The sequence below is a fragment of the Mucilaginibacter sp. GW822-FHT03E02 genome (genome assembly GCF_058801545.1).
The window spans coordinates 4,099,696-4,125,579 of sequence record NZ_JBXANJ010000001.1; the positions used below are offsets into that span (position 1 = coordinate 4,099,696).

Sequence of the window (25,884 nt, forward strand, 5' to 3'; positions counted from 1 at the left end):
AATGTTTTACTGAATGTTTTAAGTTAAATACGTTGCTTTATGAAAAGAAAGCCTATCCTTACTGCTATAGCTTCATTGGCTGTGCTTATTACTTGTTTTTCGTTTACCCGCGACAAACGATCGGTAAAACCGGATAAGGCTGCTATAATCAAATTCCTTAATGCATTTAATGTTCAAATTAAAGCTGGGAATATCGACTCTGCCGAATCGTTTTTTAAACAGGATATAACAGGCACCGGAATAGAGATGCTGGGCCAGGTAATGGGGAAGTATCGTGGTTCATTGCGCAAAACAATGCTGTCATTTGACATAAATTTTGATACCCGAAATGCCCAGGTTGAATTTACAAACCACCAACTGGCCACGGCCATGGTTATTGCCCGCTTTAGCACTCCGGGCATCAAAACTCAAATATCGCCGGTACTGTTTACTGTTGAAAAAAACAATAATAAACAGTACAAGATAAATAGCGTCGACCTTAGAAACTTTAACCAGACTTATAGCGATTTTGGGGAGATAGTAAGAAGTAAATCTATCCCTGAAAGGTTCCTTTATAAACCCGTTACATTGGCCGCGTTTAAAAACGCTGATAAATTAAAAAAGAATTATGACGGCGTTTTATGGTTTGATCATATTAATGATCAGACCTATTACTACGTATATAGGGGAACCGTTCCTGATAATTTATATGATAGCAACGCCCATGACAGGGCAATTGCAAACTTTCAAATGGGCCTGGTAAATCCTGATCTGAAAGAAATTATCCCCGTTTCGTACGATTTGATCCGCAGCGTTGGCGGTACCGTAAGCGGCTTGATAGAAGTGGAGAAGAATACCAAAAAAGGGTTGTATAATTTAAATGGAAAAATAGTTGTACCTGCCGATTATGATGAAATATACCCTTTAAAAGAGAATGCGAATGTTGCGTTGCTAAAAAAGGGAACTAACTATTATTATCTGAAAAGGAATTTTATCATTTCGCCCAAATTAAACAATTTCAATATTGCCGAACACCTTGCCCTGATTAAGGCTTATGGCCAATCGTTTACATTGTCGGCAAAAAGCCAGCCAGATATAATGGAGGAAAACTCCCGTAAAATGGATAACGCCATCTACATAGCGCCATCCTACCTGGCCGATTGGAAAATTATCCCCGATTTTACAATGTTTGTAAACCCTTTAAGAAAGGTTACAAGTATGGCGAGTGTAGACCTATTTGGGCCAACATCAGTTAAGTTTGACCACCATAAAAAAGAACAGGCTAATTCGTGGTACGAACGCATGATTTATACCATCGGGAAACAATACCTTGGAGGGCGGTCTGGCCTGTATAGTAGCAAAACTGTTGTTTTGGCAGATAAAAGGAAAAACAAAACCCTCAGCTTTGAAGTGCCTGCTTCTATGGGCGATGGATATTATAACGGACTTGCTGTTAGCCGGTGCAATGAGAGCGACTTATTGGCGCTCAGTGATTCCTTATTTCGATACAAGATCACTTCGGAATTTGCCGTCCCACTGACAGAAAAAGACCTTAATTTGCTCGAAGCACCATATTATCATTTTATCCAAATTAAGGGCGATAATATCACCGTATTAAAAACATCAAGAATATTTCCAACAAAATTCAATAAGTTGGACGATAGTTATTTGCAGGGCTGTTACACTACGGCTGAAAATTCAGATCAACCTAAAAATATACGGGTTGAAGCAGTGGCAACTGCCGAAATATTGGAATACATGAAAAACGAGATCTATGCATCATATCATTATCACTTCAAAGACGAAAAATGGAATGCTATTTTTAAAGGCAGGTTTGATAATGAATCTGTAGACATTCCACAAAATGAGGATGTTAAGGACTCGCTAACTGTTATTGATAAATACAACATCAACTTTGTCAACGCAAAACTAAAGGCAATGCAACCCAAAATTCAGGCTGCCAGATGAGTATTACCGCAAGGCTATTAAGATACTTTGCTTTTATATGGATAGCCATTTTAAGCCTGGGTACATTTTATGAAAGTTTTGCGCATAACCACGCTTTCTTTTTAGGCTTTAAGCAGGCAGCTATTAAAACAGGCTGGTACATGCCGGCATTTTATTGCCATATTTTTGCCAGCAGTATTATATTGCTGGTTGGCTTTTTCCAGTTTTCAAAAACGGTATATACTAACCGCAGGCTGCACAAAGCATTGGGGAAAATATATATCTGTGGGGTATTGTTTATAGCCGCACCGGGCGCATATGTGATGACGCTGTTTGTTGGCCGGGGCACGGGCGTTTTTATATCATTCCTGGTACAAAATACGCTTTGGGTATTGTCAACCGTACTGGCATTTACACTTATCAAAAAAGGCAATATCAACGATCATGTTAAAATGATGCGCCGCAGCTACGGCCTTGCTTTTGGGGCGGTAACCTTGCGCTTTTATATCCTGCTTTTCCACGTTTTTGGCAACGGCGTAAATTTTGATAACAATTATATCATTATCGCTTTTTTAAGCTGGGTGCCAAATTTGGTATTGGTGGAAATGATTAACCGGAAGGCGAGGCCCCTAACACTTAAAGGCGAAGCCCCCCAGCCCCTGAAGGGGGAGCTTTTTGATTAGCATAAAGGCCTGGCGTTTCGCACCAGGCCTTTATGTTTTTTGCTTGTCCGCTATTGTTCCCCCTTCAGGGGGTTAGGGGCCTCGCCTACAATATAAACTTCGTGCTCAGGAAATTAGATTCGTTGTCGTTCACAATATCATTGATGATCTGTTTGTTCACATCGTTCATTTTGGTAGCCACTAACGAACGGATGGAGAAGGCCCTTAATGCATCATGTACCGAAAGGGTACCTTCGGCACTATCTTTACGGCCGGTGAAAGGGAATACATCCGGGCCGCGCTGGCACTGGCTATTGATGTTTACCCGGCTTACCAGGTTCACAAACGGATCTATCAGCGAGGAGATCTCTTTGGCATCGTTGCTAAATATGCTCACCTGCATCCCATGCGGCGAATCTATCTGGTACTCAATAGGCTCTTCTATCGATTCAAATGGAACAACCGGAATAACCGGGCCAAACTGCTCCTCGCGATACAGCTTCATTTTTTCGTTAACCGGGTACACAATGGCGGGGTAAAAGAAAGACGCCACCGTTTCGCCTCCGTTTTCGTTAATTACTTTTGCGCCGTTGGCAATTGCATCTTCAACAATATCGGTAAGATAAGCAGGTTTGTGCGGTTCGGGCAAGGGAGTTAGTTTTACATCTTTATCCCATGGCAAACCAAACGGCAGCTTAGCAACAGCTTCGCTCAATAGTTTTAAAAACTCATCGGCTACATCTTTTTGAACAAATATCATTTTTATGGCTGTACACCGCTGGCCATTGAACGATAGTGCGCCTAAAATGCATTCGCTTACTGCTAAAGGGAGGTCGGCATTTTTGGTTACGATAGCTGCGTTTTTTGCATCCAAACTTAATACCGCGCGCAAGCGGTTTATTTTGGGGTGACGCTTTTTTAAATCATTGGCAACCTTGCTTGAGCCGATAAAGGCCAGCACATTTACTTTACCCGAAGCCATCAACCCGGGTGTCACCACGGAACCACGGCCATAAATGGTATTTACGACACCCTTAGGGAACGATTCCTGGAAGGCGCGCAATAATGGATAATGCAAAAGCGTGCCATGCTTAGGTGGTTTAAAAAGTATGGTATTGCCCATAATAAGGGCGGGGATTAATGTGGTGAACGTTTCATTCAAAGGGTAATTGAACGGCCCCATGCACAGCACCACCCCTAACGGCGAACGGCGGATTTGAGCGACCAGGCCCTCGGCCATTTCAAACCGCGACGACTGGCGGTCGATATCTTTAAGCGCATCGATGGTTGCATTAATGTACTCGATGGTGCGGTCAAACTCTTTGGCCGAATCGCCATAGGATTTGCCTATCTCCCACATCAGCAATTTTACCACCAGGCTGCGCTGTTCGCTCATCTTGTAAATAAAGCGCTCCATGCATTTAATACGGTCGGCAATGCTCATGGTAGGCCACTCGCCACGGCCATTGTCATACGCTGCAATCGCGGCATCTAATGATTCAAAGGCTTCCTTTTCGGTGCAAACAGGATAGGTTCCAATTAGCTTGCGGGCAAAGTTGCCATCGGCATCAAAAAAGCCGATTGGCGAGTATACTTCGTTTACTTCGTCATCCCATGGTTTCATTTCGCCATCGCTCAGGTATTCACGCTGGTGTACTTCTTCTGTCTGAAACCCAAAGCCAATCTGGCTTTCGGGCACAAATATCGAAGTTATCTGATCTTTAAAACTCATATTCTATAGGTATTAGATTTTTATAAAGGTAAAAAAAGCCTGCTTTTATAAGCAAGCTTTTTTATGGCCGATGCACAGAATTACGAAATTTGTAATTCAGGCACTCTCTTTATATAATACCATACCTGCGTGATAAAAAACGCCGTCTTTAAAATCACCTTCGGCTACAAAACCGGTATCATCCAGGTATTCAATATGGTTACCTAACCGGTTATAGTAACCGGTGTAAGCGCTTTTTATATCGCCGCGCGCTTCATTGTAACGGCCGTTTGGTAAAAATTCATGGCGTATATAACCGTCTTTGGTTACCCAAACGCCTATATGCTCATTATTTTTCATTGTTAAAAACCAGTTGAGGTTGTTAATTCTTTCCATGTTTCCAAATCTTTTTGTACCGATGCTATTTTTTGGTGAGCCAGCTGGTAGGCATCCTCACCTAAAAATAAATTTAGTGGGGCATCGGGTTGGTTTGCAATTTTTATCATCGCAGCGGCTGCTTTTTCAGGATCACCGGCTTGTTGCTGGTCCATCTGATTTTGGTGCAGGTTTTGCGAGTCGCGTACATTCTGGTAAGCATCAATCGGTTTTTTAGGGACGATCAGCGATCCCTCGGAAAGGAAGTTGGTGCGGAAATAGCCCGGCTCAACAATCGTCACTTTGATGCCGAATGGCTTTACTTCGGCATCAAGGGCTTCAGAAAAACCATTAACCGCAAATTTGGTGGCGCAGTAAATTCCAAAACCAGGATAACCGCCAACAAAGCCGCCTATCGACGATATATTAATAATATGACCTGATTGTTGCTCACGCAGATAAGGCAATGCTTTGCGAATGATGTTTAACGATCCAAATACATTTACATCAAAGTTGTCGCGGGCCTCCTGGTCAGTTGTTTCTTCGAGGCCGCCCAGCATGCCGTAGCCGGCGTTGTTAACTACCACGTCTATTTTACCAAAAGTGCTGATGGTTTTTTCGATAGCTTGCTGTACGCTCTCTTCGCTTTTGATGTTAACCGCAAGGGGTAAAAATGCATCGCTGGTTACGCCTACCGCGTTTTCCAGGTCGCTGATGTTTCTTGATGTGGCGGCTACTTTATAGCCTTCGCTTAATAGTTTTTTTACAAGGGTAAGTCCCAGGCCTTTCGAGGCGCCGGTTACAAACCATATATTTTGATTGCTCATGATTTTTTTTATTTATTGGTGATTTCACTGAGTGTTAAATGATTTCACCGGTTAATTATTTGTATTAATTATCTTGTTTGCCTTTTTAGGTAGATGTAAATGTTTAGAAATCAGTGGCGCAGGTAGTGTTCTCCCATTCGTGGATTTCCTTATACAAGCCGTCCAGCTTTGTTAGGGCCCGGTTATAAGCATCACCACCTAATAGCAAACGGAGGGGCGGGTTTTCTTCATAAACCACGTTGATGATGCTTGCAGCGGCCTTTTCGGGGTCGCCGGCCTGCTGGCCATTCATGCTCAGGTATTTGCAATGCGAGTGCCTCACATCTTCATATTCGGCAATTGGGTTTTGGGTAACGGTTAATGAATCGGCCGTAAGGAAACTGGTACGAAACGCGCCCGGAGCTACTACGGTAACTTTGATACCCAGCGCTTTAACATCCAAGGCCAATACTTCCGACAGGCCAATTACGGCCGATTTGGCTGCCGCATATACCGCCCAGCCGGTACCGCCGGTAATACCCGCAATAGAAGCTATATTGATAATATGCCCCGAGCGCTGTTTACGCAGGTAAGGCATCACCAACCTGATTACATTTAGGGTGGCAAATACATTTACATCAAAGGCTGCGCGGGTTTCGGCATCGGTAAGTTCCTCAATAGCACCGCCAATGCCATAGCCGGCATTGTTGATAACCACATCTAACCGGCCAAATGTTTCATAGGTATGCTGCAGGGCCAGGGATACACTGCTCTCGTTAACCAGATCAACCTGCAGGGGTAAAAAATTTGAACTGTTTGAATCAACTGCGGCTACAAGTTCCTCCCGGTTCCTGGAGGTGGCCGCAACCAGTTGACCGGCATCCAATAGCTGTTTTACCAAACTAAGACCGAAACCTTTGGAGGCCCCGGTGATAAACCATGCTTTTTTGTTGTCCATAGTGTGTTTGTTTTGATAAAACAAAGGTAATATGACAACAAAAGGGAGTAATTACGCTATTCAAACCAATTATTACGAAATTCAAACATTTCTGAACCGGGAGGGCGTAACCTGGGTTTGTTTTTTAAAAAAGTTATTAAAATGCGTTGGCTCCTCAAAACCCAGGCAGTAGCCTATTTCAGAGATATTCCAATCGGTGTGGCGGAGGAGGGATTTGGCTTCGCTCAGGAGGCGGTCGGCGATGTGGTCGGTGGTGGTTTTGCCGGTGGTTTCGCGGATGGCGCGGTTGAGGTGGTTCACATGTACCGATAACCGCTGCGCGAAATCATTGGCCGACCGCAGTGCAAAACGCTGTGCCGGTGTTTCTATCGGGAACTGCCTCTCCAGCAGTTCGGTAAATACCGAGGTGATGCGCGATTTGGCATCGGCGTGCTTATAAACATTCTCGGATGGCTGGGTTTTTAGGGCGTAGTAACACAGCTCGGTAACGTAATTGCGGATCAGTTCATATTTGAACGCATAATCTGAGCCAATCTCGTCCGTCATTTTACGGAATAGGCCTGTAACGTATTCATCCTGTGTGCGGTCAAGCTGGTATACCGGCTTGGCGTTAAGCCCGAACATGGGTAACTCGCTCAAGCCATTGCGAAACCGCTCTACAAAAAACTCCTCGGTAAAAATGCAGAAAAAGCCCGTACGGTCATCACTCATGTGTTCAAAGGTATAGGGCACAAGCGGGCTAAAAAACATGAGCGAAGTGCCTGATAACGTAATGCTTTTATCGGCATAATGGATGATGTTTTCGCCCCGCATCAGGCTTATTTTGTAAAAACTGCGGCGGCTATAGGTAACCGGTTTGGCATTTGGCCCAATACAATCCTCAATTTTAAAAACATTAAAATGACCTATGTTTTGCTGCAGGTTATTGGGCAGCCAGTCGAATTTGTTTTTGTAAAAATCTTCAAGTGTTTCGGTAGTCATAATCAAAATTACAAAATTCAAACCACATGTCAAGTGGCGTTTTGAGTTTTACATTCAGATTACCCCGTTTTTACCCCCCCCCCCCCCTGCCATCCCCTCGTGACACCTTTCGGGTACTTGCTACACACCTTTCGGGTACCTGCTATGCACCTTTCGGGTACCACCGGGCCCTTTATTGTATTTCGCGCTAAAACTCCACCTCTTTTACCTCATCACGGTGTGGTGTCCTGAATTTGGCGGCGCTTTTTTTAATGTAAGTAAAAATATCATAGTCGCTCATTTTGCGTACCTCGGCGGCGGCGGGCCGGTACTGGTTAATAAAGTGGTATAATGAATCGGACTGCAGGCCGGTGAGCTGGGCCACCCGCTCGTCGCTGAAACGGCTATCCACATATTTGCCCTCTTCATCGCGGATGAGCGCGCGCTTAAACCTGTAGGCATTGCTCTGTTTGTAAGTTAGCAGGGCAATCAGCTGGCTGGGCACAATGGAAACGCCAACCATGGGTATGGGCCCAACAGATGCGCCCGGCCTGATGATATCCGAAAACTTTGGCGGGTGGCTGTTAAAATCCCTGGCAAACTGAACGCGGTTACTGATAGAATCTTTCACCCTATCGCGCCGGGCGCTTATGTTAACCTGTTTAAGCTGGATAGTTGCCTGCTCCATCTGTACAATCACATCGCCGGTTGTTGCCGGGGCAACCGCCTGCTTAAACGATTTATAACCCTGCATTTTTACCTTTAACGTATCTCCCTGCCTGGCAACGCCAATGCTGAATATGCCCTCCATATCGCTTATCGCGGTGGAGTTTGTTGTGGTTACCAGTGCGCCGCTAATGCGCAGGCCGGTAGCCTTATCGGTTACTATACCGTTTATTTTTTGCGCGTAAGCCGCAAGGCCGGTACAAATAAAAAATAGGATAAGCAGGTGCCGCATGGGTAAGTATCGTTTTAGCAATAAGTTTCTAAGTCTTAAATCGCCGGTTCTGCGCCTTAAGCCGGAAGTTCTAAGTCAAGAGCCAGACCTTTGGTTCTTCAGCTCCACAGGGGCTTCCGGGCTTAGGACTTGAGACTTAGAACTTCAGGCTTATGACTATTGATGAGCTTATTACAAATATAACCGGGCAACGGCTTTTATGTATGGCGTTTAACATCTTTTAACCAACAGCGGCGCGGCGTTGCGCAGGCTGTAATAAAAACGAGCAAAGTCCTGCTCCGTTAACATACCGGGTGTGTTTTGTTAATTTGTTTTTATTCCTCAATAACTTGTAACTTGCTTCATATTAACCAATAAAACATTACCCACTATGAAAAGTATCACATTCAAAAAATCATTCATGCTCGTTTTGTTCGGCATCATGATGTCGTTTACTGTTATGGCACAAGAAAAAGCAAGTCCTGCGGCTACCGCCACCGGCACTATAAACGGCGCGGCGGTAACTATTGTTTACAGCAGCCCCGCAGTTAAAGGTCGTACCATATGGGGTGGCCTGGTACCTTATGATAAAGTATGGCGGGCCGGCGCCAACCAGGCAACCATTTTTACTACCGATAAGGCTTTAACCATACAAGGCAAAACCATCCCGGCCGGCAAATACAGCCTATATGCTGTACCGGGCGAAAAGGAGTGGAAAATTATCTTCAATTCGCAAACCGGGCAATGGGGCATTAACCGCGATGGCACCACCACCCAGGACCCTGCAAAAGATGTTGCTGTAGTAACCGCTACCCCCGGAAAATCTGTAGGCACGAGCGAAAGGCTAACCTACACCATTTCGGGAAAAGGATTTGAACTGAACTGGGAGAATTTAACAGTACCAGTAGTTTTTAATTAAAGCAAAAAGCTAAAGGCAAAAAGCCAAAAGCTTCAATAGAGCAGGTTACAAAAAAGCCGCCTCATCAATACAGACGGGGCGGCTTTTTTGGTTTCGTTATTATTTATACCGGCTTATTTATCTTTTAAAAACTTGCCCAGGGCTTTGCCTGCTGTGGCATATGATTCGGCTAACCTGGTGCCGGTATCATAATCGTAACCGCCAAAGGTGCGGCCGGGTGCTTTTTCAACCGATATGGTGGCAATTACCTTGCTCCGGTTAGCAGTTTCAACAATTACGGCATCGCCGCTAATTTTGGCGTTTTCGCGGCTAATGTAAATGTTATAGCCAGGCTCAGTAAACCAGGTGTTAAATATAATGGTGTATTTGGCAGTTTTGCTTTCGCTCAGCATCGAATATTTTTCAAACAGCTCCATAAATTTAGGCTCAAAGTTTGCCTTCCTGTCCTCTACCCATGATTTTACCCAGGTATCGCCCCTGCCGTCTTCTTTCTTATTATAATCTGCTTTTTTGCGCTCCAGGTAGTCGGCTTCATCTTTGTATTTGCCAACGGCCATGTTGTTGTAAGTAAATTCAACATTAATGGTTGTTTCGCTTTTTAGTGCAGAAAAGTCGCCATCTTTTAACTTAACTTTCTGAGCCATTGAGGTTGCCGAGAACGATAGCAGCGCGATAAAGGCTGCCCCGGTAATTAAAATTTTCATTGTGTGATTAGTTTTGATTTGGAAATAAAGCTATATAAATATTTTGATTAAACAAGAGGGTTTGGAGATATTAGTGAGTAGTTGATTAGGTGAGTGGTTGATTGGGTTGGATTAGGTTAAAATATTTTGCATGGTGAGTGATTGCCACGGACCGGCAAACAACCGCTCACCTAATCAACCATTCAACCATTCACCAAAACAAGGGCGTTTCCCCGTTGGTAGAAACGGGGCCAGGCCTTCCATTCATACTACACAAGGCCTTAGCCACGGGCCGGTATCCATTGCAGTCCTTAACGCGAATCCGGGTTTTATCAAAACTTTGGGTGCTAATAAATCTTGATACCTGCTACTAAAACTTGCTACTAAAAAAGGCACTGACAAAGTAGTGTCACCATTTCATTCAAGCATGTGCTGTAAATTTGTAGTGTTCGGATCGGGTTCGGGGTTTGGGAAGCGAGGTTCGGGGATTTGCGGCTTAGCATTTCAATCCGCTGCCCATTGCCCAAAATCTGAAAACGGCGCGAGCCGTAACCGACTAATATTTGTGCCAAAAACCTGAGGCCCCGTGTTTTAACGGGGTGCCAGTAGGTGAAAACACCTATTGCAAAATAATTTTTATGCTATTAATTTAACGCCAAACTATTGATACCCCGATAACTAAATGAAACCCAGAATCCTTATCACCACCGTATTATCCGGCTGCTTTGCCTTGTGCTTTGTGGGCACGACCAACTTAAGCGGCAAATGGACCGGCGCCCTTCGCCAGGCCGACAGCACCGCTTACCCTTTAACTTATAATTTTACGCTCATCGGCGATTCTGTTGCCGGTACGGCCAAAAGCCCGCTGGGCGAGTTCCCGATTGACCAGGGCAGGCTGGATACCGCCGGGCTGCACTTTAAAGTTACCGTGAACGGGCTTGACGTGTACCACAATGGAACGGTGTATGCCGATTCCATCGGCATGAACATTACGCTTAATGGCTCCATGGTGCATTGCACGTTGAGCCGGGGAGCGAATTAATGTAGCTGACAAAACTTAAATTTAAGCGCCCGTCTCAATCTGTTCCTTAATCTGCTTATCAAAGCTCAGACTTCGAATAACCATCCATCAAAACCAATAAGTCCATCACCCACATGTCACGAAAACCACATTTAAAATTACTTCTGGCACTAATGGTACTTGCCACCGTAAACCGCGCCGGAGCACAGGTAGACCCTGCGCTTGAGAGTCTCAGGAACATTCTGCCGCCGTCACCAAATGCCTCCGCACTTGGCAGGTATTCGGAATGGCCAGTAAGTCTTTACACGGGCGTGCCGGAAATAAGCATCCCTATTTACGAGCTGCAAGGAAGAAAGGTAAGATTACCGATAAGCCTTTCCTACCACGCCTCCGGCAACCGCGTTGGCGATGTCGCTTCATGGGTGGGTCTTGGATGGAGCTTAAATACCGGAGGAGTGATTAGCAGGTCGGTACGGGGACTTCCAGATGAGGATTCATACTTTACCTATGCAAACACCTACAGCGATCCCAACAACTTCCAATCCGTATCGAATATTTCAGGCGGTACTCAGAGGCACCAGGTTGATGCCGCCAAGCAGAACGGGGACAGCCAGCAGGATATATATACGCTAAGTGCTATGGGAAAGTCGTACCGGCTGCTTTTGAAGGCGGACGGTTCGGTCACCACAATGCCGTTCAGCAACTTGAAGATCAGCTATTCGATGCCAAACTCCTGGACTGTCATCATGGAAGATGGCACGCGGCTTGCTTTTGGAGGGGCCAGCGGTTTTCAAGAAGTTAATACGGCAACTTACGGTATGGCGGCTGGAGGCGTGCAGTACCCGTCCTCCTGGTATCTGCAGAGCATCACCTCGCCAGCGGGCGAAAAAGTCAACTTTACCTACACCACATCATCAATTACGCAGGACATCCATTTCACGCAAAGCGACTTTATCCAATACAAAAGCAGCAGCAACGCGTCGAACGCCACCAGCAATTGCCAGCTTGTTACAAACTCTAACGTAGCAACGCACATCCAAAACGAGACGGTATCCGTTCTGTCTCCGGCAACCATAGAGTCGGATCAGACAAAAATCGTTTTTGTGCCGACCTCGGCCACCCGGTTAGATCTGCAGGGCGGTGTAGCTCTTTCTGAGATACGCGTGATCGCAAAGCCTACCGGGAAGCTGGTCGCTGATTATCTTCTTAACTACACATACACGCAGGCGGCGGTCGGGAATGAACTGACGAGCAACCCACTGGATACCTCCTTCATCCACCATCGGTTGCGCCTGGTAAGCGTAAAGCAGCTGGCAACGGATAACTCATCATTTAAGCTCTGGTCTTTCCAGTACAATCCATTGAACCTGCCATCCCGACGATCCTACGCCCAGGATCACAGTGGCTTCTACAACGGAGCCACGGGCAACGCCTCCTTATTGCCGCCTGTCTATTTCTCCCTGCCGCAGTCCTCCTACTGGAATGACGCGTTTATCACGAGCAACGGCTTTATGCCAACCAACAACCACCTGCTCGGCGACAACAGGGGCTTTAACGGGACAGCCATGCAGGCCGAAATACTTACCCGGATTACCTATCCAACCGGCGGGTATACAACGTTCAACTACGAACCCAACAGTATCCCGGTCACGGCGGAGCAATTCTCTGCCAGCGCGATAAACCCCGTGCTTAACATCAACGCAAACCAGCCGGCGCTCACGAAAAGCCAGACCTTCACAATTACCAAGCCCCAGTACATTCAGCTTCAGTTTTCAACGAACATTAGCAGCACAGTTTGGGCCGACCAGCCGACCGTCAAGGGCTACGCGGTTATCCAGAACTCGGGCGGCACCACCGTAGTACAGCTGACCTCGAGCGGGCAGATTTCGAACAAAAGCGGCTACTTCAACCTGACAGCCGCGGGGACTTACACCCTCAAGATTTACACCACCGTAGACTTTTCCGACCTGACCAATCCGCAGACCGATTACGTGAATCTGAATGCGAACTTGAATTATTCAAACTCGCTGGGTTCCCAAAGCTTCAACCAGATGGTAGGGGGACTGCGGGTCAAGAGCATTCTGAACTATGATCCTGCCAACCCGCAGCCGGCGAATGATCGCTATTTCACTTACGCTTCAGGCTTTGTAATCAACCCGATAGACTCGCTCAACGACTACATGACAACGCAAACGAGTACTAATCTCAATGCGGCGACCGGCGAAATCTGCGGGTATACCAAAGTAACCCGAAATACCTCTACCAAGTTTTCCCTCGGGTCTATCCAGGGTGGCGTAATCGGCTACGGAACGGTAACAACCCTCTATGGCCCGGCAGGCGAAAACGGCAAGACTGTTAGTGCGTTTAGCAATGTTGCCGACAACGGGGTGACCAACGCAAAGCTATTTCCTTATCCGCCGACCGATCCGAGAGAATGGCGAAGGGGCCTCTTGCTGGATGAAACATCGTTCAGCGCGAGCGCGCAAGCCGTGCGAAAAGTTAGGAACACCTACTCGTTCCAGTTTTCAACCCAGGTAATCAACTTTGCAGCAGGGTACCAGAGCATAGTAGATCCAACCCAGTGCACAGACCAGTACCAGTACTGCGGAATAATCGCAAGGCCGTTCAACATATCCTCAGAGATTGTTTTTCACAACAGCACCTCTGAGACCACCTATGGGAATGCCGTCCAGGATTCGGTCAGCACCACGACGAACTTTTATTACGACAACCCCCTAACCAATCTCCTTACGCGCAGCGTAACCACCGACAGTCGCGGCAACAGGCATGTGAGCAAGGCTACCTATCCGCAGGACTACATCATCGGCAGTTATACAGGTAACGCTGTGCTGGACAGTCTGATCGGGCGCAACATAGTAGCCTCGGTCATCGAGAAGCGCGACAGTCTGTACTACAGCGGCTCGTCGACCGGCTACGTAACCGGGGCCTCGCTAAGCCGTTACCGGCAACTGGCATCAGGTGTCATGGCACCTGATAAGGAGTACAAACTGGACGTACCCAACCCGGTAACCAACTTTGTGCCGATGAGCGTAAGCGGCAGTACCGTAAACCAGGACAGCAGGTACAGGCAACTGGTCAGCTTTGACGCCTATGATGCCAAAAATAACATCGCGCAGTACACGGTAACCGGGCAATTGCCGGTGTCGGTACTGTGGGATTACCGGGGTATGTCGCCCATAGTGCAGGTAAAAAACGCTGATACCACTAATATCGCTTACACCTCGTTTGAGGCGGAGGGTAAAGGGCGGTGGACGGTTCCATCGGCCCTGCGGGATAGCCTGACGGCTACCATCTCGGGCATTAAATCCTATAACCTGGCTAACGGGGCCATCAGCAAGGCGGGCTTAACGGCGGCAACCACTTACATTGTATCGTACTGGACAAAGAGCGCTACGCCACTGACCATAGCCGGCACCATCAGCGGTTACCCGGTAAATGGTATAGCTACCAAAGGCTGGTATTACCATGAGCACCGGGTTACGGGCGTAACCTCGGTAAGCCTAACCGGCACGGGCAATATTGACGAGGTAAGGCTATACCCCCTTGGCGCGCAAATGGTAAGCTATACCTATACGCCGCTGATTGGTGTAAGCAGCTCGGCAGATGCCCGCAGCGGGCTGTCGTTTTACGATTATGACGGCCTGCAGCGCCTGCTGAACATCCGCGACCAGGACGGTAATATCCTGAAAAGCTACGATTACAATTACCGCCCGTAAAAACCTGAATCACTACATGAAAAGTTTAAGTCAATTATATAAAACAGCGGCGCTGGTTACGGCATCACTGTTATTAAGCATAGCTGGACAGGCCCAAACCACCACGCAAAACTATGTGCGCACGAGGGTGCCACGGAAAGCGATTGCCACGAATGCAGCCCTGGATGCCCTGACACCGACGAAAGATTCGGTGATGACGACCATTCAATACCTTGACGGCCTTGGCCGGCCGCTGCAAACTGTTCAAAGGCAGGCCTCGCCGGCAGCGTATGATATTATCCAGCCCTATGCCTATGATGCCTACGGCAGGGAAGCCGTAAAGTACCTGCCTTACCGCACTACCAATACCAGCTACGGCACTTACCGGAGCGATGCGCTTACCACGGGTGCAGGTGTAAAAGCATATTATAACCCATCGGCCGGGAGCATAGAAGGACAGCAGACTAATGGCGCGGTGCTTACGCCCTATCCCTTTGCGGTTACAGGTTTTGAGGCTTCGCCCCTGGGGCGGGTACTGGAACAGGGCGCACCTGGGGCCTCCTGGCAAATCCCCGGCACGCCGGATGCCGCCAGCAGCAACCATACGCTGCGCAGCACCATGACGGTGAATGACCAGAGCACCTTCAGCACCACCAATATAACCACCAATACAGGTAGTCGGATGGTAGCACTATATACCGCGCCCACTAATGCTAACGGGAGCCGCTCATTAATAAGAACAGGCAATACGGCAACCTATAGCAGCAATCAACTGATAGTGACCATTATGAGGGATGAGAACTGGCTTCCAGCCAGCGGCTGCTTTGGCACTACAGAAGAATATAAAGACAAAGAAGGGCACGTGGTGCTGAAACGTACCTACAATATCAAGGGAAGCACTGCCGAAATGCTGAGCACCTATTACGTATATGACGACCTGGGTAGCCTGGCCTTTGTATTGCCGCCGGGAGCAAATCCCGATGCCAATGCGGCAATCTCTCAAAGCACGATTGATACCAGGTGTTACCAATACCGCTATGATGCCCGTGGCAGGCTCACGCAGAAAAAAGTACCGGGCAAGGGATGGGAGTTTATGATCTATAACACGCTTGACCAGGTAGTTGCTACCCAGGATTCGGTACAGCGGATGAAAGCACCGCAGGAATGGACAGTGAACAAGTACGATAATATGGGCAGGCCGGTGATATCGGGAATATTGCAGTACGGCGCCACAGCAGGGGTTGATAACCATGTAACCGTGCAGGGCCTTGCCGATGCGGTAAGCACCTTATGGGAAAGCCCGGTGTCGACAGGGAACGGCTATACCGCCAATGCCTGGCCTGCCACGCTGAATACAACGCTGAACGTAAGCTATTATGACGTGTATACCAATATTCCCGGGCTGCCGGCAAACTACGTCAATACATCCTACACGCCGCTGACCATGGGCATGCCAACGGCCACCAAAACATTAGTGCTGAACACCACTGGCGATTATCTGTGGACGGTTCCTTATTACGACAAGGAGGGTAAGGTGGTGCGCACGTACAGCCAACACTACCTGGGCGGATCATCGTCCTTGAGCCCCTACAACTATGATGATGTAGTGATAGGGTATAATTTTGTAAAACAGGTTACCTCCAATTACCGGGTGCATTATATCAGCAACGCCGCCAAAACGGCCAGGATCCAGAAGCTGCTATCGTCCGAAAGTTATTCGTACGATCATATGGGCAGGCGCAGATCGAACGCCAGCCAGTTGCAGGACAGTACCAACACCATCCAGGGTGCTGTACGGGTTTCCCTGGCCAGTTATAACGAAACCGGGCAGCTTATTAAAAAAGGACTGCATTCCATTAATGGCACCTCGAACTTTTTGCAGAACCTGGATTATAGGTATAACCCAAGGGGCTGGCTTACAAACATCAATAACGGCGGCCTCAGCATCGATAGCTATACCAGCACCGATGCCAACGACCAGTTTGGCATGGACCTTAAATATGATGATGCCGCAACGCCGCAGTATAACGGCAATATCGGCAGCGTAAAAACGCTGGGCGGGGCGGTATCAGGAACTACCAATTTGGCCCTGACCTATAATTACCGGTACGACAAGCTGAACCGGCTGATTAACGCCATCAGTTCAACCGCAAACCCTACGGCTAACGAAAATTTTTATAATGAGAACGTAGTCTACGACGTGATGGGCAACATCACAAAGCTAAACCGGTACGATAAGCCGGCCACCAGCCGGATAGCCATAGACAGCCTGACGTATACCTACGTGAGCGGGAACAAGATAGACCGGGTAGACGACCTGGGCACCACAGACGGCTTTAACAACAGGGTTAGCCAGGCGGGGGAATACACTTATGACGGCAACGGAAACCAACTCACCGACCTGAACAAGGGGCTGACACAGGCTTATAATATGCTGAACCTGCCGCAAACGGCGGTCAAGTCTGGCGTATCTGTTGCTTATGTATACGATGCCACGGGAAGGAAACTGAGGAAGCTGTCGACCAGCGGAGGTACTACAACTGTTACCGAGTATGTAAACGGCATTCAGTACGAGTATTCGGGAACATATCCGGTAATTTCCTTTATCCAAACCGAGGAGGGCCGGGCACGGAAAAGCGGCTCGGTTTATAAATATGAGTATGATTTGAAAGATCACCTTGGCAATACAAGAATCACCACCACCTGGGACCCCTCGGATGCTAACCAGCTTACGCCAATGAACCTGCAAAGGAGCGATTATTATGCGTTTGGGTATACCATACCATCTACACAATATGTCATTTATCCTAAAAATGAGTACCTTTATAATGGGAAGGAACTACAGGAGGAGACGGGTTTGTACGATTATGGTGCAAGGTTCTATGATCCGGTGATTGGCAGGTGGACGAGTGTGGATCCGTTAGCGGAGATAAACAGGCGATTTAACCCGTATAATTATGTGGAAAACAATCCAGTTAAAAATACCGATCCCGATGGGATGGATACCAACTTGGGGCCTGCTACCGTTCCGGGTGTAAGCTATTCGTTTTCAGGAGAAGCAGCGCAGAATTTTTTTTCGACACTGGTGGCGCAACAGAACGCTGGGCCGGGGGATAAATCAGATAAAAATCTGGTTATGCCGAGAAGTTCAATTCCTTCTGGACGTAACCCCAAGGTTAAGCAACCAACATATCCTGGTTGGACTCCGGAATTGACTCGTAAAATATGGCTTGCTAGTCAGCCTATAAAACATGTAAAAAGATTTATTGGGTATGGGGCGCCCGGTCACCATGAGCCAGGTCTTGAAGGAATTTATCCCGAAAATTTTGCTATTGGTGTCGTTTTAGGTTTGGCAACTGACGGAGCAAGTGTTGAAATGACGACCGTAGGCCGTTGGATGTCTGCGGAAGAGTATGCAACTATGGTAAAAACTGGACAAATGGTTGAAGGAGCCGGAGGTCAGACATTTGTTGCGACAGGAGGGCCCGAAGCGTTCACTGCTGCTACAAGGGGGTCAGTATATGCTGAATTTGAGGTGCCGACGAGCAGTCTTTTACAAGGGGGAAAGGAGGGTTGGTTTAAAGTGATAGGTCCTAGTGCGAATAGAGCCATGCAAAGTGCCTTGCAAAAACAAGGAGGGGGACTGTTGCCAAATATTAGAAATCTCTCTAACGTTTTAAAAGTTAAATAGTTATAAAAATGGAAAGAAATTTAGAATGGTTCAAAAGCGAAATTGCACCCACTTTAAAGGGTTATGTTTTAACATACAAGTATTTCAAAGAAGGAGATTTCGGTTCTCTAAACCAAATTGAGTTGAGTTCTCCAAACGTCGGTGGCAATATAGATTTTTGGGGCTTAAACTGGTTTGGTATTTTTTTATGGGATTATAATAGGCAGATAGAATTAATGAATATTCTTTTGGAGCCTAATGAAGTCTTAGAAAAAGAAAAAGCATTGGCTAACTTGCTGAATATATTAAGTTCCCCCAGTTCTCCGTAGAGTTCCCTCCCCCAGTTGTCCGTAGCCTACCGCTGTTCGAATGTCTCTTCGAACGGCTATGCTTGTAGTTTACAACTACTGTATTTTCGCTAAATGAATATGCAACCCCCGGATGTTTAATTTCCTCCGGGTGTTTTTGTATACCCGCAGCTCGCGTAAAGGATAGAAACGGGTACCGGCCTGTGGCTAAGGCCTGTGTAGTATGAGTGGATAGCCTGACCCTGCTTCTACCAGCAGGGGTACGCTATAATTTAAGTCAAAATTCAAAAGTCAAAATCCACCGATGCCCGCACGGGGGTAAAAAGCTACAACGGCACCGTCAGCAAAAGCAGCCTGCCATCGGGCAATTACAAGGTGAGCCTTTGGGGCAAGGGCAGCGCCACCATAACTATTGGCGGCGTAGCCAAAACCATGACCAGCACCTGGACTTTGTATGAATGGACGCTGACAGGTATAACCAGCGTATCTATCAGCAGCAACGGCAACCTGATTGACGAGGTAAGGCTATGCCCAACCAATGCGCTAATGACCACCTATACCTATTTGCCTTTAACCGGCGTGAGCAGCAGCACCGATGCCAAGGGCATGAACACCTATTTTGAATATGACGATTCGCAGCGGCTGGTCAACATAAAAGACCGGCAGGGCAATATCCTGAAGAGCTACGATTATAACTATGCAGGGCAGGGCGCGGTTTGGCAGGATAACGGCACGTTCCAATGCGTTACAAATGGCGTTGGCCAAAATACCGGCGAGCAGCAAAAGCAGCAGGTGGATACCAACCCCTACAGCCCAACGTATAACCAAACGCAATGGGTAAGCAACGGCACCAATACCACGGCCTGCCCGCTGCCGCCAACCATTTATGTAAATGTATCGGTGGGTAGCACCAGCGTAAGCAACGGGCTCACTTACCATACGTATGTGTTTAAATCGTACTCGGATGCCAACTGTACGGTAGCCTATAATGTACCTGTTACACTTACCATCAATTACCAGTATATAAAGAATGCGACTTACAATGACGGGCGCACGCCGAATCCTGAAGTAACCACAACAAACAGTACAGTTACCATATCTTCGGGGACCAACCAGGGCACCAGCGGATCGCTGCTATCATCCGGTTGTTTTACCAATAGCAGTATACAAATTTGTTATTCATCGTCGGTAACCGTACAGCCGGGAACTGGTTATGTACCTGTAAACATCGAAAATTAATAATTCCATCAAGCACCATAACCTTTAACCCTTATTCAAAAAAAGAACAAATGGAATTACACAGTAACAAAATATACAAGAGCATCCTGCTGGTGGCAGGCCTGCTTATCGGCAATACCATATTTGCCCAAACCACCACGCAAAACTATGTGCGTAGCCGGATACCGCGCACGGCGATAAAAACCAATACCCGGCTTGACCAACTGACAACAGTAAAAGATTCGGTAATGACCACCATCGACTATGTTGACGGATTGGGTAGTCCGCTGCAAACCGTGCAAAGGCAGGCATCACCGGCTGGCTATGATGTGGTACAGCCTTTTGTTTATGATGGGTACGAACGAGAGGCGCAAAAATACCTGCCCTATGTAAACAGTACCACCAATTACGGCACCTACCGCACGGATGCGCTTGGCGCGACAACCGGTGTAAAGGCTTTTTACAACCCGGGTGGCGGTACTCCTATCGACGGCAAGCAAAGCAATGCCATTGTGCTTACCCAGTTCCCGTATGCGGTAACCTCTTTTGAGCCCTCGCCGCTGGGCAGGGTAATTGAGCAGGGGGCGCCTGGTGCAGCATGGCAGCTGTCTGCAAATCCCGATGCCGATCACACGGTAAGGGTTGCCTTTACCAGTAATGAGCAAACCAGCACGTTCAGCACCACTAATGTAAGCAGCACCAATTTGGGCAGCCGCAAGGCAGCCCTATATACCGCTACCATTAATGCCAATGGGAGCAGGAACCTCGTACGCACGGGTAATACAGCTACCTACGGCCCTAATCAATTGGACGTGACCATAACCAAGGACGAGAACTGGAAGGCAACCGACGGCTGCTTTGGCACTACCGAAGAATATAAAGACAAGGAAGGTCATGTGGTGCTGAAGCGTACTTACAACATCAAAGGCACGGTTGCCGAAATGTTGAGCACCTATTACGTATACGATGAACGGGGTAATTTAAGCTTCGTGCTGCCGCCGGGAGCAAATCCGGATGCCACTGCCGCCATAAGCCAGGCAACGCTGGATAACTTCTGCTACCAGTACCGCTATGATGGTCGGGGCAGGTTGACACAGAAAAAAGTGCCAGGCAAGGGTTGGGAGTTCATGATCTATAATACCTTAGACCAGGTGATAGGCATCCAGGACTCAGTACAGCGCATGAAGGCGCCGCAGGAATGGACGGTGACCAAATATGATGCCATGAGCAGGCCGGTAATTACAGGAATATTTCAGCATATTGGCAGTACGGCGGGTGTTAACAATCTTGCAACTGTACAGGGCCTTGCTGATGTGGTAACCACCCAATGGGAAACTACCACTACAACTGGCACGGGTTATACAAGTAATGCATGGCCAACAACCATCAATACGGTGCTAAGTATTTCCTATTATGACAGCTACAGCAACATTCCCGGCTTACCATCCATGTACAACCAGCTAAGCAATACCCTGTACAGCAGCCATACCACCGGGCTGGTTACCGCAACCAAGACGCTCGTACTCAACACCACGGCCGATTACCTGTGGAGTGTACCGTATTATGATGAAGATGGGGAAGTGATCCGCACGTTTACGCAGCATTACCTGGGCGGTAGCTCTTCGTTAAGCCAGTACAACTACGACGATGTGCAGCCCGTTTACAATTTTGTAAAGCAACCTATATCGGTGGTACGGTACCACAATGTAAAGAATAGCGGCGGTACAGCGGCTACGCTTTCGCTTACTTCGACGGATTTGTACATCTACGACCATATGGGCCGGAAGCTGAAATCTTACAACACCCTGAAAGACGGAGCCAGCGCCGCCCAGGCGCAGGTGCTTGTTGCCCAGAGCAATTACAATGAGTTGGGTCAGTTGAAACAAAAAGGTCTGCATTCGCTGAATGGAACGAGCTTTTTGCAGAACGTGGATTATAGGTATAATGCGCGGGGATGGCTGACAAATATCAATAATGGGGGACTGACTATTGATACCTACACGAGCACGGATAGCAACGACCAATTCGGAATGGACCTGAAGTACGACGATGCAGCGGCACCTCAATACAACGGCAATATCGGTAATATAAAAACGCTGACAGGAACAGTATCGGGTAATTCCTACCCGGCTTTAACTTACAATTACACCTATGATAAGCTGAACAGGCTGACGGATGCGATAAGTACAACCGCAACCACCGGTGATGGTTTTTACAGTGAAAACCTGGTATATGATGTAATGGGCAATATTCAGACACTGAAAAGATATGAGAAAAACGGGACAGCAGCCCAGCTGATAGACAACCTGAATTATACCTATGTAAGTGGTAATAAGGTTGACAGGATTGATGATAGCGGCACCACAGCAGGGTTTAACAATGCGGTAAGCCAGGCGGGAGAGTACACTTATGACGGTAACGGCAGCCAGCTTACCGATTTGAACAAAGGACTTACCCAGGCATACAATATGCTTAACCTGCCGCAAACGGTAACTAAGTCTGGTATTTCGATAGCGTATATTTATGACGCAACAGGCAGGAAACTCAGGAAGCTGTCAACCGCCAGCGGTACCACTACCGTTACCGAATATATCGGCGGCATCCAGTACCAATATTCTACCGCAACTCCGGTGCTTGATTTTATCTCGACAGAGGAAGGCCGGGCGAGAAAAAGCGGATCGGTGTACAAGTACGAGTATGATTTAAAAGATCATTTGGGCGATACCCGGATAACTACTACCTGGAATCCATCGGATGCTACCCAGATGACACCTTACAACGTACAGCGAAACGATTACTATGCGTTTGGGTATGTAATACAATCTACCGCTTATTCCATTTTTCCAAAAAATGAGTACCTTTATAATCATAAAGAATTACAGGAGGAAACGGGGCTTTACGACTATGGCGCAAGGTTCTACGACCCGATAATTGCAAAATGGACGAGCGTGGATCCGATGGCGGAGGAAGAACGACGGGGATCGCCTTATAATTATACTTTTGACGATCCAATTAAGTATACCGATCCCGATGGTATGTTTGGGGAAAATGTGAATGATGATGGAGACGGTCCTGGGTCAGGGGCGAAAGCAGTTGCTGCAGTAGGCGCTGCAGTAGTTGTCAAAGCAACCGGTGCTCAGATACTTAAGCAAGCTTTAATTAAAGCCGGCGCTGCAGAGTTACTGGGAGGAGGCCCAGAAGATCCTGTAGCGGACATATTCGCCGCAGGTTTTTTATTATATGGTGGCTATCAGGCGCTTACGGCAGTAATCGAAAACTCTCAAAATAATAGTAGTAATCCTTCAACGACATCGCCAAATTCAGCATCGGAGCCGGTGCCAATTAAAAAAGACCCAATAATTCAAAATAAAAGAAGCACTAAAGAAGATAAAAAGGCTGAAGAGCAAAGAAAGAGGCAGGAAGAAGTAAAGCATACCAATACTTCAAATGGCAAAGCAAGGAGCGATAAACATACCAAAGTTAGGCCTGGCTCTCAAACGGGTAGAGCCAGAAATAACAATAGGGGTGGGAAAAATCAAAAGCACAAACCAAAAATCAACCCGAATAAATATGGAAATTGAAGATCGAATTAAGCAAATAATTGAACCTTATAATTTAAATGGAGAGTGGAAAAAAGTTCAGGAAATGCTAAAACCATATGTGACCGAAGAGAATCCAGATCCGTTATTTTTAATGCACTACGCAATTGCTTTATATTATGATGATAGTTATTCCCAAGCTCTTGTTTATTCAACAAGAGCATTTAATGAGAGGAATAGAGACCCTTTTATACTTTATCATCACGGAATAATTCTGATGCTTAATAAGCAATTTAATGATGCTATTGGTCTTTTTAAGAAAATTATTTCCTTCAGCGACGATTATCTTATCAATGGAAAATTCGGTGGTGGCAAAAAATGGGCGACTTCTCTTAGGAATGATGTTATTTACTATATCGCTAAAACTTATTTCTATAAAAATGATTTGGTTCAAGCAATCAAATACTATAAAGAACATCTAAAAATGAGACAAAAAGGAATTGCCAGCTTTATTACAAAAAAGGAGGTTGTCAAAGAATTAGAAGGTGCTGAATTCTTAATGGAATACGAAAGAAAATACCCGGAAAAATCTAAGCCGATAATATAATTTATAGGATTATGTACTTAGTTCCGCAAAGGGCCTGACTGCTACATCAAATCTAATATCATTCCTCTCCAGCTACCGCAAGCGCTTTCCGCTGCCGCCTCCGAGCTTGTGGCCCGCTGACAGGTAAACGCCATGCTAAGTAATAAATATGTAAATCCCGGATGCTCGTTTCATCCGGGATTTTGTATTTTTAACGTATGAGCCGTAATTATAAATTCAAAAAACCCTGAAGGATTATATTTTGTAAGCTTTGCCACGGTGTTTTGGGTAGATGTGTTTGTCCGGCTGCACTACTTTGATTGTTTGGTGAGAAACCTCAACTACTGTGTCGACAATAAAGGCATGGAAATTTATGCATGGTGCATAATGCCGAGCCATGTACATTTGGTTTTTAGATCGGCAATTCAAAAACCAGAAGACTTGATCAGGGATTTTAAATCGCTTACGTCAAAACAAATGATAGCTTTAATAAAAGATAATAACCAGGAAAGCCGGCGGGAGTGGCTGTTAAACTCATTTAAAAAAGCAGGTTTGGCTAATAGCAATAACACCAGCAACCAGTTTTGGCAGCAGCATAACAAGCCCATTGAATTATGGAGTGCAGCTGTAATTGACCCCAAAATTGACTATACGCATAATAACCCGGTTGTAGCCGGTTTTGTAGAAAACGATTATAATTACCCGCACAGCAGCGCACGGGATTATGCAGGTACTAAGGGATTGGTAAAAGTAATAATTACGTAGCGTACCGTCCTAAAGGCATGACGCTTACCTATCAGCGGGCCACAAGGCTGGAGCCTTGCGGCAGCGGGGGAACAACTATCTAGACAAGCAGATAAAGCGACAAATGCATATTCAACTCCGTCAGGAAGGCTCGTAGTAGAAAAGTTATCGCCAGAGGAAATGGCGACAATGGAGTCAGGTAGACCAAATTCAAGAACCGGTTACAATTACCCGACTGAAAACCGCCTTCGGGCAGAACAAGGAAAACCTAAGCGTCTAAATTATTACGTAAATCGTATTCCATGAGAAATATCATCTTATCGCTGTCTGTATTGGTACTTATTGTTAGCTCGTGTAAACCGGCTATAAAAAAAAATGACTATGATGTGCGAATAGATTTTCGTTTCGGGAATAAATTTGTATCATACAAATTAAATCGAGTAGGAAAAGGATACGCACTTAAAGGTCACTGTAGCAATTATACAGAATCCTTTAAATCTCTTGATTCTACTATCAGTTTACCGTTCAAATTCGATACAGTGCAGAAATTTTATTCGATGCTTCAAAAGCTTCAAGATAAACCTGTTTTGCAATCATCAAGTATTACAGATGGCCCAAGGACTGAAATATATTATAAGGGAATAAAAATATATGATGTTTACTTTGGAGATAGTTTTTTTTGGGATTTGTTTAATCCATTAATGCGTGAAATGCCTAAAGGTTACAGTCCTTTTAGGCCAGATGATAATGTGTTTAATTAAACTCTGTCTTAATATCTGATTTAACGGCCTCATTGAGGATTGCCCCAAGCTACCGCAAGCGTTTTTCGCTGCCGCAAGGCTCCAGCCTTGTGGCCCGCAGATAGGTAAATGCCATGCTAACTAATGAATATGCCACACCCGGATGTTTAATTTCATCCGGGTGTTTTTGTATACCGGCGGTTCGCGTAAAGGATTGGCGTGGATACCGGCCAAGTGGCTAAGGGCTGTGTAGTATGAACAGAAAGCCTGGCGCCGCTTCTACCGGCGGCGTACGCCATAATTTTAAGTCGTATATGTAACAATAATATGATTGATAGGCCTTTAGTAGCTGTATGTGTAACAATTATATGTTTATTATTTAATATGCCCTTTATATGTTGAACA

General features: G+C 46.5%; 19 protein-coding genes. 12 read left to right on the forward strand and 7 right to left on the reverse strand.

What is annotated here, in order from left to right:
* The first annotated feature begins 39 nt into the window (after positions 1-39).
* The gene (locus tag AC1RM2_RS17110) at positions 40-1,947 is read left to right on the forward strand and encodes a WG repeat-containing protein (protein WP_492986402.1); all 1,908 of its coding nucleotides are present in this window, start codon (positions 40-42) and stop codon (positions 1,945-1,947) included.
* Positions 1,944-2,609 (forward strand): DUF2306 domain-containing protein, encoded by a 666-nt coding sequence (locus AC1RM2_RS17115; RefSeq protein ID WP_492986403.1) that lies wholly within the window; start codon positions 1,944-1,946, stop codon positions 2,607-2,609. The genes AC1RM2_RS17110 and AC1RM2_RS17115 overlap by 4 nt, the downstream gene beginning before the upstream one ends.
* An 85-nt stretch (positions 2,610-2,694) precedes the next feature.
* Here the strand turns inward: AC1RM2_RS17115 and AC1RM2_RS17120 are convergent, their stop codons facing one another.
* The 6 genes from AC1RM2_RS17120 to AC1RM2_RS17145 all read right to left on the reverse strand — a co-directional run bounded on the left by AC1RM2_RS17120 (position 2,695) and on the right by AC1RM2_RS17145 (position 8,356).
* The gene (locus AC1RM2_RS17120) at positions 2,695-4,320 is read right to left on the reverse strand and encodes an NADP-dependent glyceraldehyde-3-phosphate dehydrogenase (RefSeq protein WP_492986404.1); all 1,626 of its coding nucleotides are present in this window, start codon (positions 4,318-4,320) and stop codon (positions 2,695-2,697) included.
* A gap of 96 nt (positions 4,321-4,416) precedes the next feature.
* Positions 4,417-4,695 (reverse strand): Atu4866 domain-containing protein, encoded by a 279-nt coding sequence (locus AC1RM2_RS17125; protein ID WP_492986405.1) that lies wholly within the window; start codon positions 4,693-4,695, stop codon positions 4,417-4,419.
* Positions 4,662-5,501: an SDR family oxidoreductase gene (locus AC1RM2_RS17130; RefSeq protein ID WP_492986406.1), complete on the reverse strand. Its 840-nt coding sequence runs from the start codon at positions 5,499-5,501 to the stop codon at positions 4,662-4,664. Before AC1RM2_RS17130 ends, AC1RM2_RS17125 begins: the two co-directional genes overlap by 34 nt.
* A gap of 103 nt (positions 5,502-5,604) precedes the next feature.
* Entirely contained in the window at positions 5,605-6,438 is an 834-nt protein-coding gene (locus AC1RM2_RS17135) for an SDR family NAD(P)-dependent oxidoreductase (protein WP_492986407.1), read from the reverse strand.
* An 81-nt stretch (positions 6,439-6,519) separates the two neighbouring features.
* Positions 6,520-7,419, reverse strand: a complete 900-nt coding sequence (locus AC1RM2_RS17140; protein WP_492986408.1) for a helix-turn-helix domain-containing protein — start codon at positions 7,417-7,419, stop codon at positions 6,520-6,522.
* Positions 7,420-7,606: 187 nt separating this feature from the next.
* Positions 7,607-8,356 (reverse strand): carboxypeptidase-like regulatory domain-containing protein, encoded by a 750-nt coding sequence (locus AC1RM2_RS17145; RefSeq protein WP_492986409.1) that lies wholly within the window; start codon positions 8,354-8,356, stop codon positions 7,607-7,609.
* A 370-nt stretch (positions 8,357-8,726) separates the two neighbouring features.
* On the opposite strand from AC1RM2_RS17145, the gene AC1RM2_RS17150 reads away from it, so the two are divergent.
* Positions 8,727-9,254, forward strand: a complete 528-nt coding sequence (locus AC1RM2_RS17150; protein ID WP_492986410.1) for a DUF2911 domain-containing protein — start codon at positions 8,727-8,729, stop codon at positions 9,252-9,254.
* A gap of 113 nt (positions 9,255-9,367) precedes the next feature.
* Here AC1RM2_RS17150 and AC1RM2_RS17155 read toward each other — a convergent pair whose 3' ends face one another.
* Positions 9,368-9,958 carry a hypothetical protein gene (locus AC1RM2_RS17155; protein ID WP_492986411.1) on the reverse strand — a complete coding sequence of 197 codons (591 nt, stop codon included), beginning with the start codon at positions 9,956-9,958 and terminating at the stop codon, positions 9,368-9,370.
* A gap of 661 nt (positions 9,959-10,619) precedes the next feature.
* On the opposite strand from AC1RM2_RS17155, the gene AC1RM2_RS17160 reads away from it, so the two are divergent.
* From AC1RM2_RS17160 to AC1RM2_RS17200, 9 genes are all read left to right on the forward strand, one after another.
* Positions 10,620-10,979, forward strand: a complete 360-nt coding sequence (locus AC1RM2_RS17160; RefSeq protein ID WP_492986412.1) for a hypothetical protein — start codon at positions 10,620-10,622, stop codon at positions 10,977-10,979.
* Between the two features lie 113 nt (positions 10,980-11,092).
* Positions 11,093-14,695: a SpvB/TcaC N-terminal domain-containing protein gene (locus AC1RM2_RS17165; RefSeq protein ID WP_492986413.1), complete on the forward strand. Its 3,603-nt coding sequence runs from the start codon at positions 11,093-11,095 to the stop codon at positions 14,693-14,695.
* Between the two features lie 16 nt (positions 14,696-14,711).
* Positions 14,712-18,365, forward strand: a complete 3,654-nt coding sequence (locus AC1RM2_RS17170) for a DUF6443 domain-containing protein (protein WP_492986414.1) — start codon at positions 14,712-14,714, stop codon at positions 18,363-18,365.
* 8 nt (positions 18,366-18,373) lie between these two features.
* A complete protein-coding gene (locus AC1RM2_RS17175) occupies positions 18,374-18,673 on the forward strand; it encodes a hypothetical protein (RefSeq protein ID WP_492986415.1) in 300 nt (99 codons plus the stop codon).
* Between the two features lie 354 nt (positions 18,674-19,027).
* Positions 19,028-19,891: a hypothetical protein gene (locus AC1RM2_RS17180; protein ID WP_492986416.1), complete on the forward strand. Its 864-nt coding sequence runs from the start codon at positions 19,028-19,030 to the stop codon at positions 19,889-19,891.
* 50 nt (positions 19,892-19,941) lie between these two features.
* Entirely contained in the window at positions 19,942-23,451 is a 3,510-nt protein-coding gene (locus tag AC1RM2_RS17185; protein WP_492986417.1) for a DUF6443 domain-containing protein, read from the forward strand.
* Entirely contained in the window at positions 23,441-24,016 is a 576-nt protein-coding gene (locus AC1RM2_RS17190) for a tetratricopeptide repeat protein (RefSeq protein WP_492986418.1), read from the forward strand. The genes AC1RM2_RS17185 and AC1RM2_RS17190 overlap by 11 nt, the downstream gene beginning before the upstream one ends.
* A 273-nt stretch (positions 24,017-24,289) precedes the next feature.
* On the forward strand, positions 24,290-24,760 hold the full coding sequence (locus AC1RM2_RS17195) for a transposase (protein ID WP_492988257.1): 471 nt from the start codon (positions 24,290-24,292) through the stop codon (positions 24,758-24,760).
* Positions 24,761-25,041: 281 nt separating this feature from the next.
* On the forward strand, positions 25,042-25,500 hold the full coding sequence (locus AC1RM2_RS17200; RefSeq protein ID WP_492986419.1) for a hypothetical protein: 459 nt from the start codon (positions 25,042-25,044) through the stop codon (positions 25,498-25,500).
* Positions 25,501-25,884: the final 384 nt, after the last annotated feature.

What these genes read in the sequence shown, in the direction of transcription:
- AC1RM2_RS17110 (WP_492986402.1), top strand. Translation starts at nt 40, where the DNA reads ATGAAAAGAAAGCCTATCCTTACTGCTATAGCTTCATTGGCTGTGCTT.
- AC1RM2_RS17115 (WP_492986403.1), top strand. Translation starts at nt 1,944, where the DNA reads ATGAGTATTACCGCAAGGCTATTAAGATACTTTGCTTTTATATGGATA.
- AC1RM2_RS17120 (WP_492986404.1), bottom strand. Translation starts at nt 4,320, where the DNA reads ATGAGTTTTAAAGATCAGATAACTTCGATATTTGTGCCCGAAAGCCAG.
- AC1RM2_RS17125 (WP_492986405.1), bottom strand. Translation starts at nt 4,695, where the DNA reads ATGGAAAGAATTAACAACCTCAACTGGTTTTTAACAATGAAAAATAAT.
- AC1RM2_RS17130 (WP_492986406.1), bottom strand. Translation starts at nt 5,501, where the DNA reads ATGAGCAATCAAAATATATGGTTTGTAACCGGCGCCTCGAAAGGCCTG.
- AC1RM2_RS17135 (WP_492986407.1), bottom strand. Translation starts at nt 6,438, where the DNA reads ATGGACAACAAAAAAGCATGGTTTATCACCGGGGCCTCCAAAGGTTTC.
- AC1RM2_RS17140 (WP_492986408.1), bottom strand. Translation starts at nt 7,419, where the DNA reads ATGACTACCGAAACACTTGAAGATTTTTACAAAAACAAATTCGACTGG.
- AC1RM2_RS17145 (WP_492986409.1), bottom strand. Translation starts at nt 8,356, where the DNA reads ATGCGGCACCTGCTTATCCTATTTTTTATTTGTACCGGCCTTGCGGCT.
- AC1RM2_RS17150 (WP_492986410.1), top strand. Translation starts at nt 8,727, where the DNA reads ATGAAAAGTATCACATTCAAAAAATCATTCATGCTCGTTTTGTTCGGC.
- AC1RM2_RS17155 (WP_492986411.1), bottom strand. Translation starts at nt 9,958, where the DNA reads ATGAAAATTTTAATTACCGGGGCAGCCTTTATCGCGCTGCTATCGTTC.
- AC1RM2_RS17160 (WP_492986412.1), top strand. Translation starts at nt 10,620, where the DNA reads ATGAAACCCAGAATCCTTATCACCACCGTATTATCCGGCTGCTTTGCC.
- AC1RM2_RS17165 (WP_492986413.1), top strand. Translation starts at nt 11,093, where the DNA reads ATGTCACGAAAACCACATTTAAAATTACTTCTGGCACTAATGGTACTT.
- AC1RM2_RS17170 (WP_492986414.1), top strand. Translation starts at nt 14,712, where the DNA reads ATGAAAAGTTTAAGTCAATTATATAAAACAGCGGCGCTGGTTACGGCA.
- AC1RM2_RS17175 (WP_492986415.1), top strand. Translation starts at nt 18,374, where the DNA reads ATGGAAAGAAATTTAGAATGGTTCAAAAGCGAAATTGCACCCACTTTA.
- AC1RM2_RS17185 (WP_492986417.1), top strand. Translation starts at nt 19,942, where the DNA reads ATGGAATTACACAGTAACAAAATATACAAGAGCATCCTGCTGGTGGCA.
- AC1RM2_RS17190 (WP_492986418.1), top strand. Translation starts at nt 23,441, where the DNA reads ATGGAAATTGAAGATCGAATTAAGCAAATAATTGAACCTTATAATTTA.
- AC1RM2_RS17200 (WP_492986419.1), top strand. Translation starts at nt 25,042, where the DNA reads ATGAGAAATATCATCTTATCGCTGTCTGTATTGGTACTTATTGTTAGC.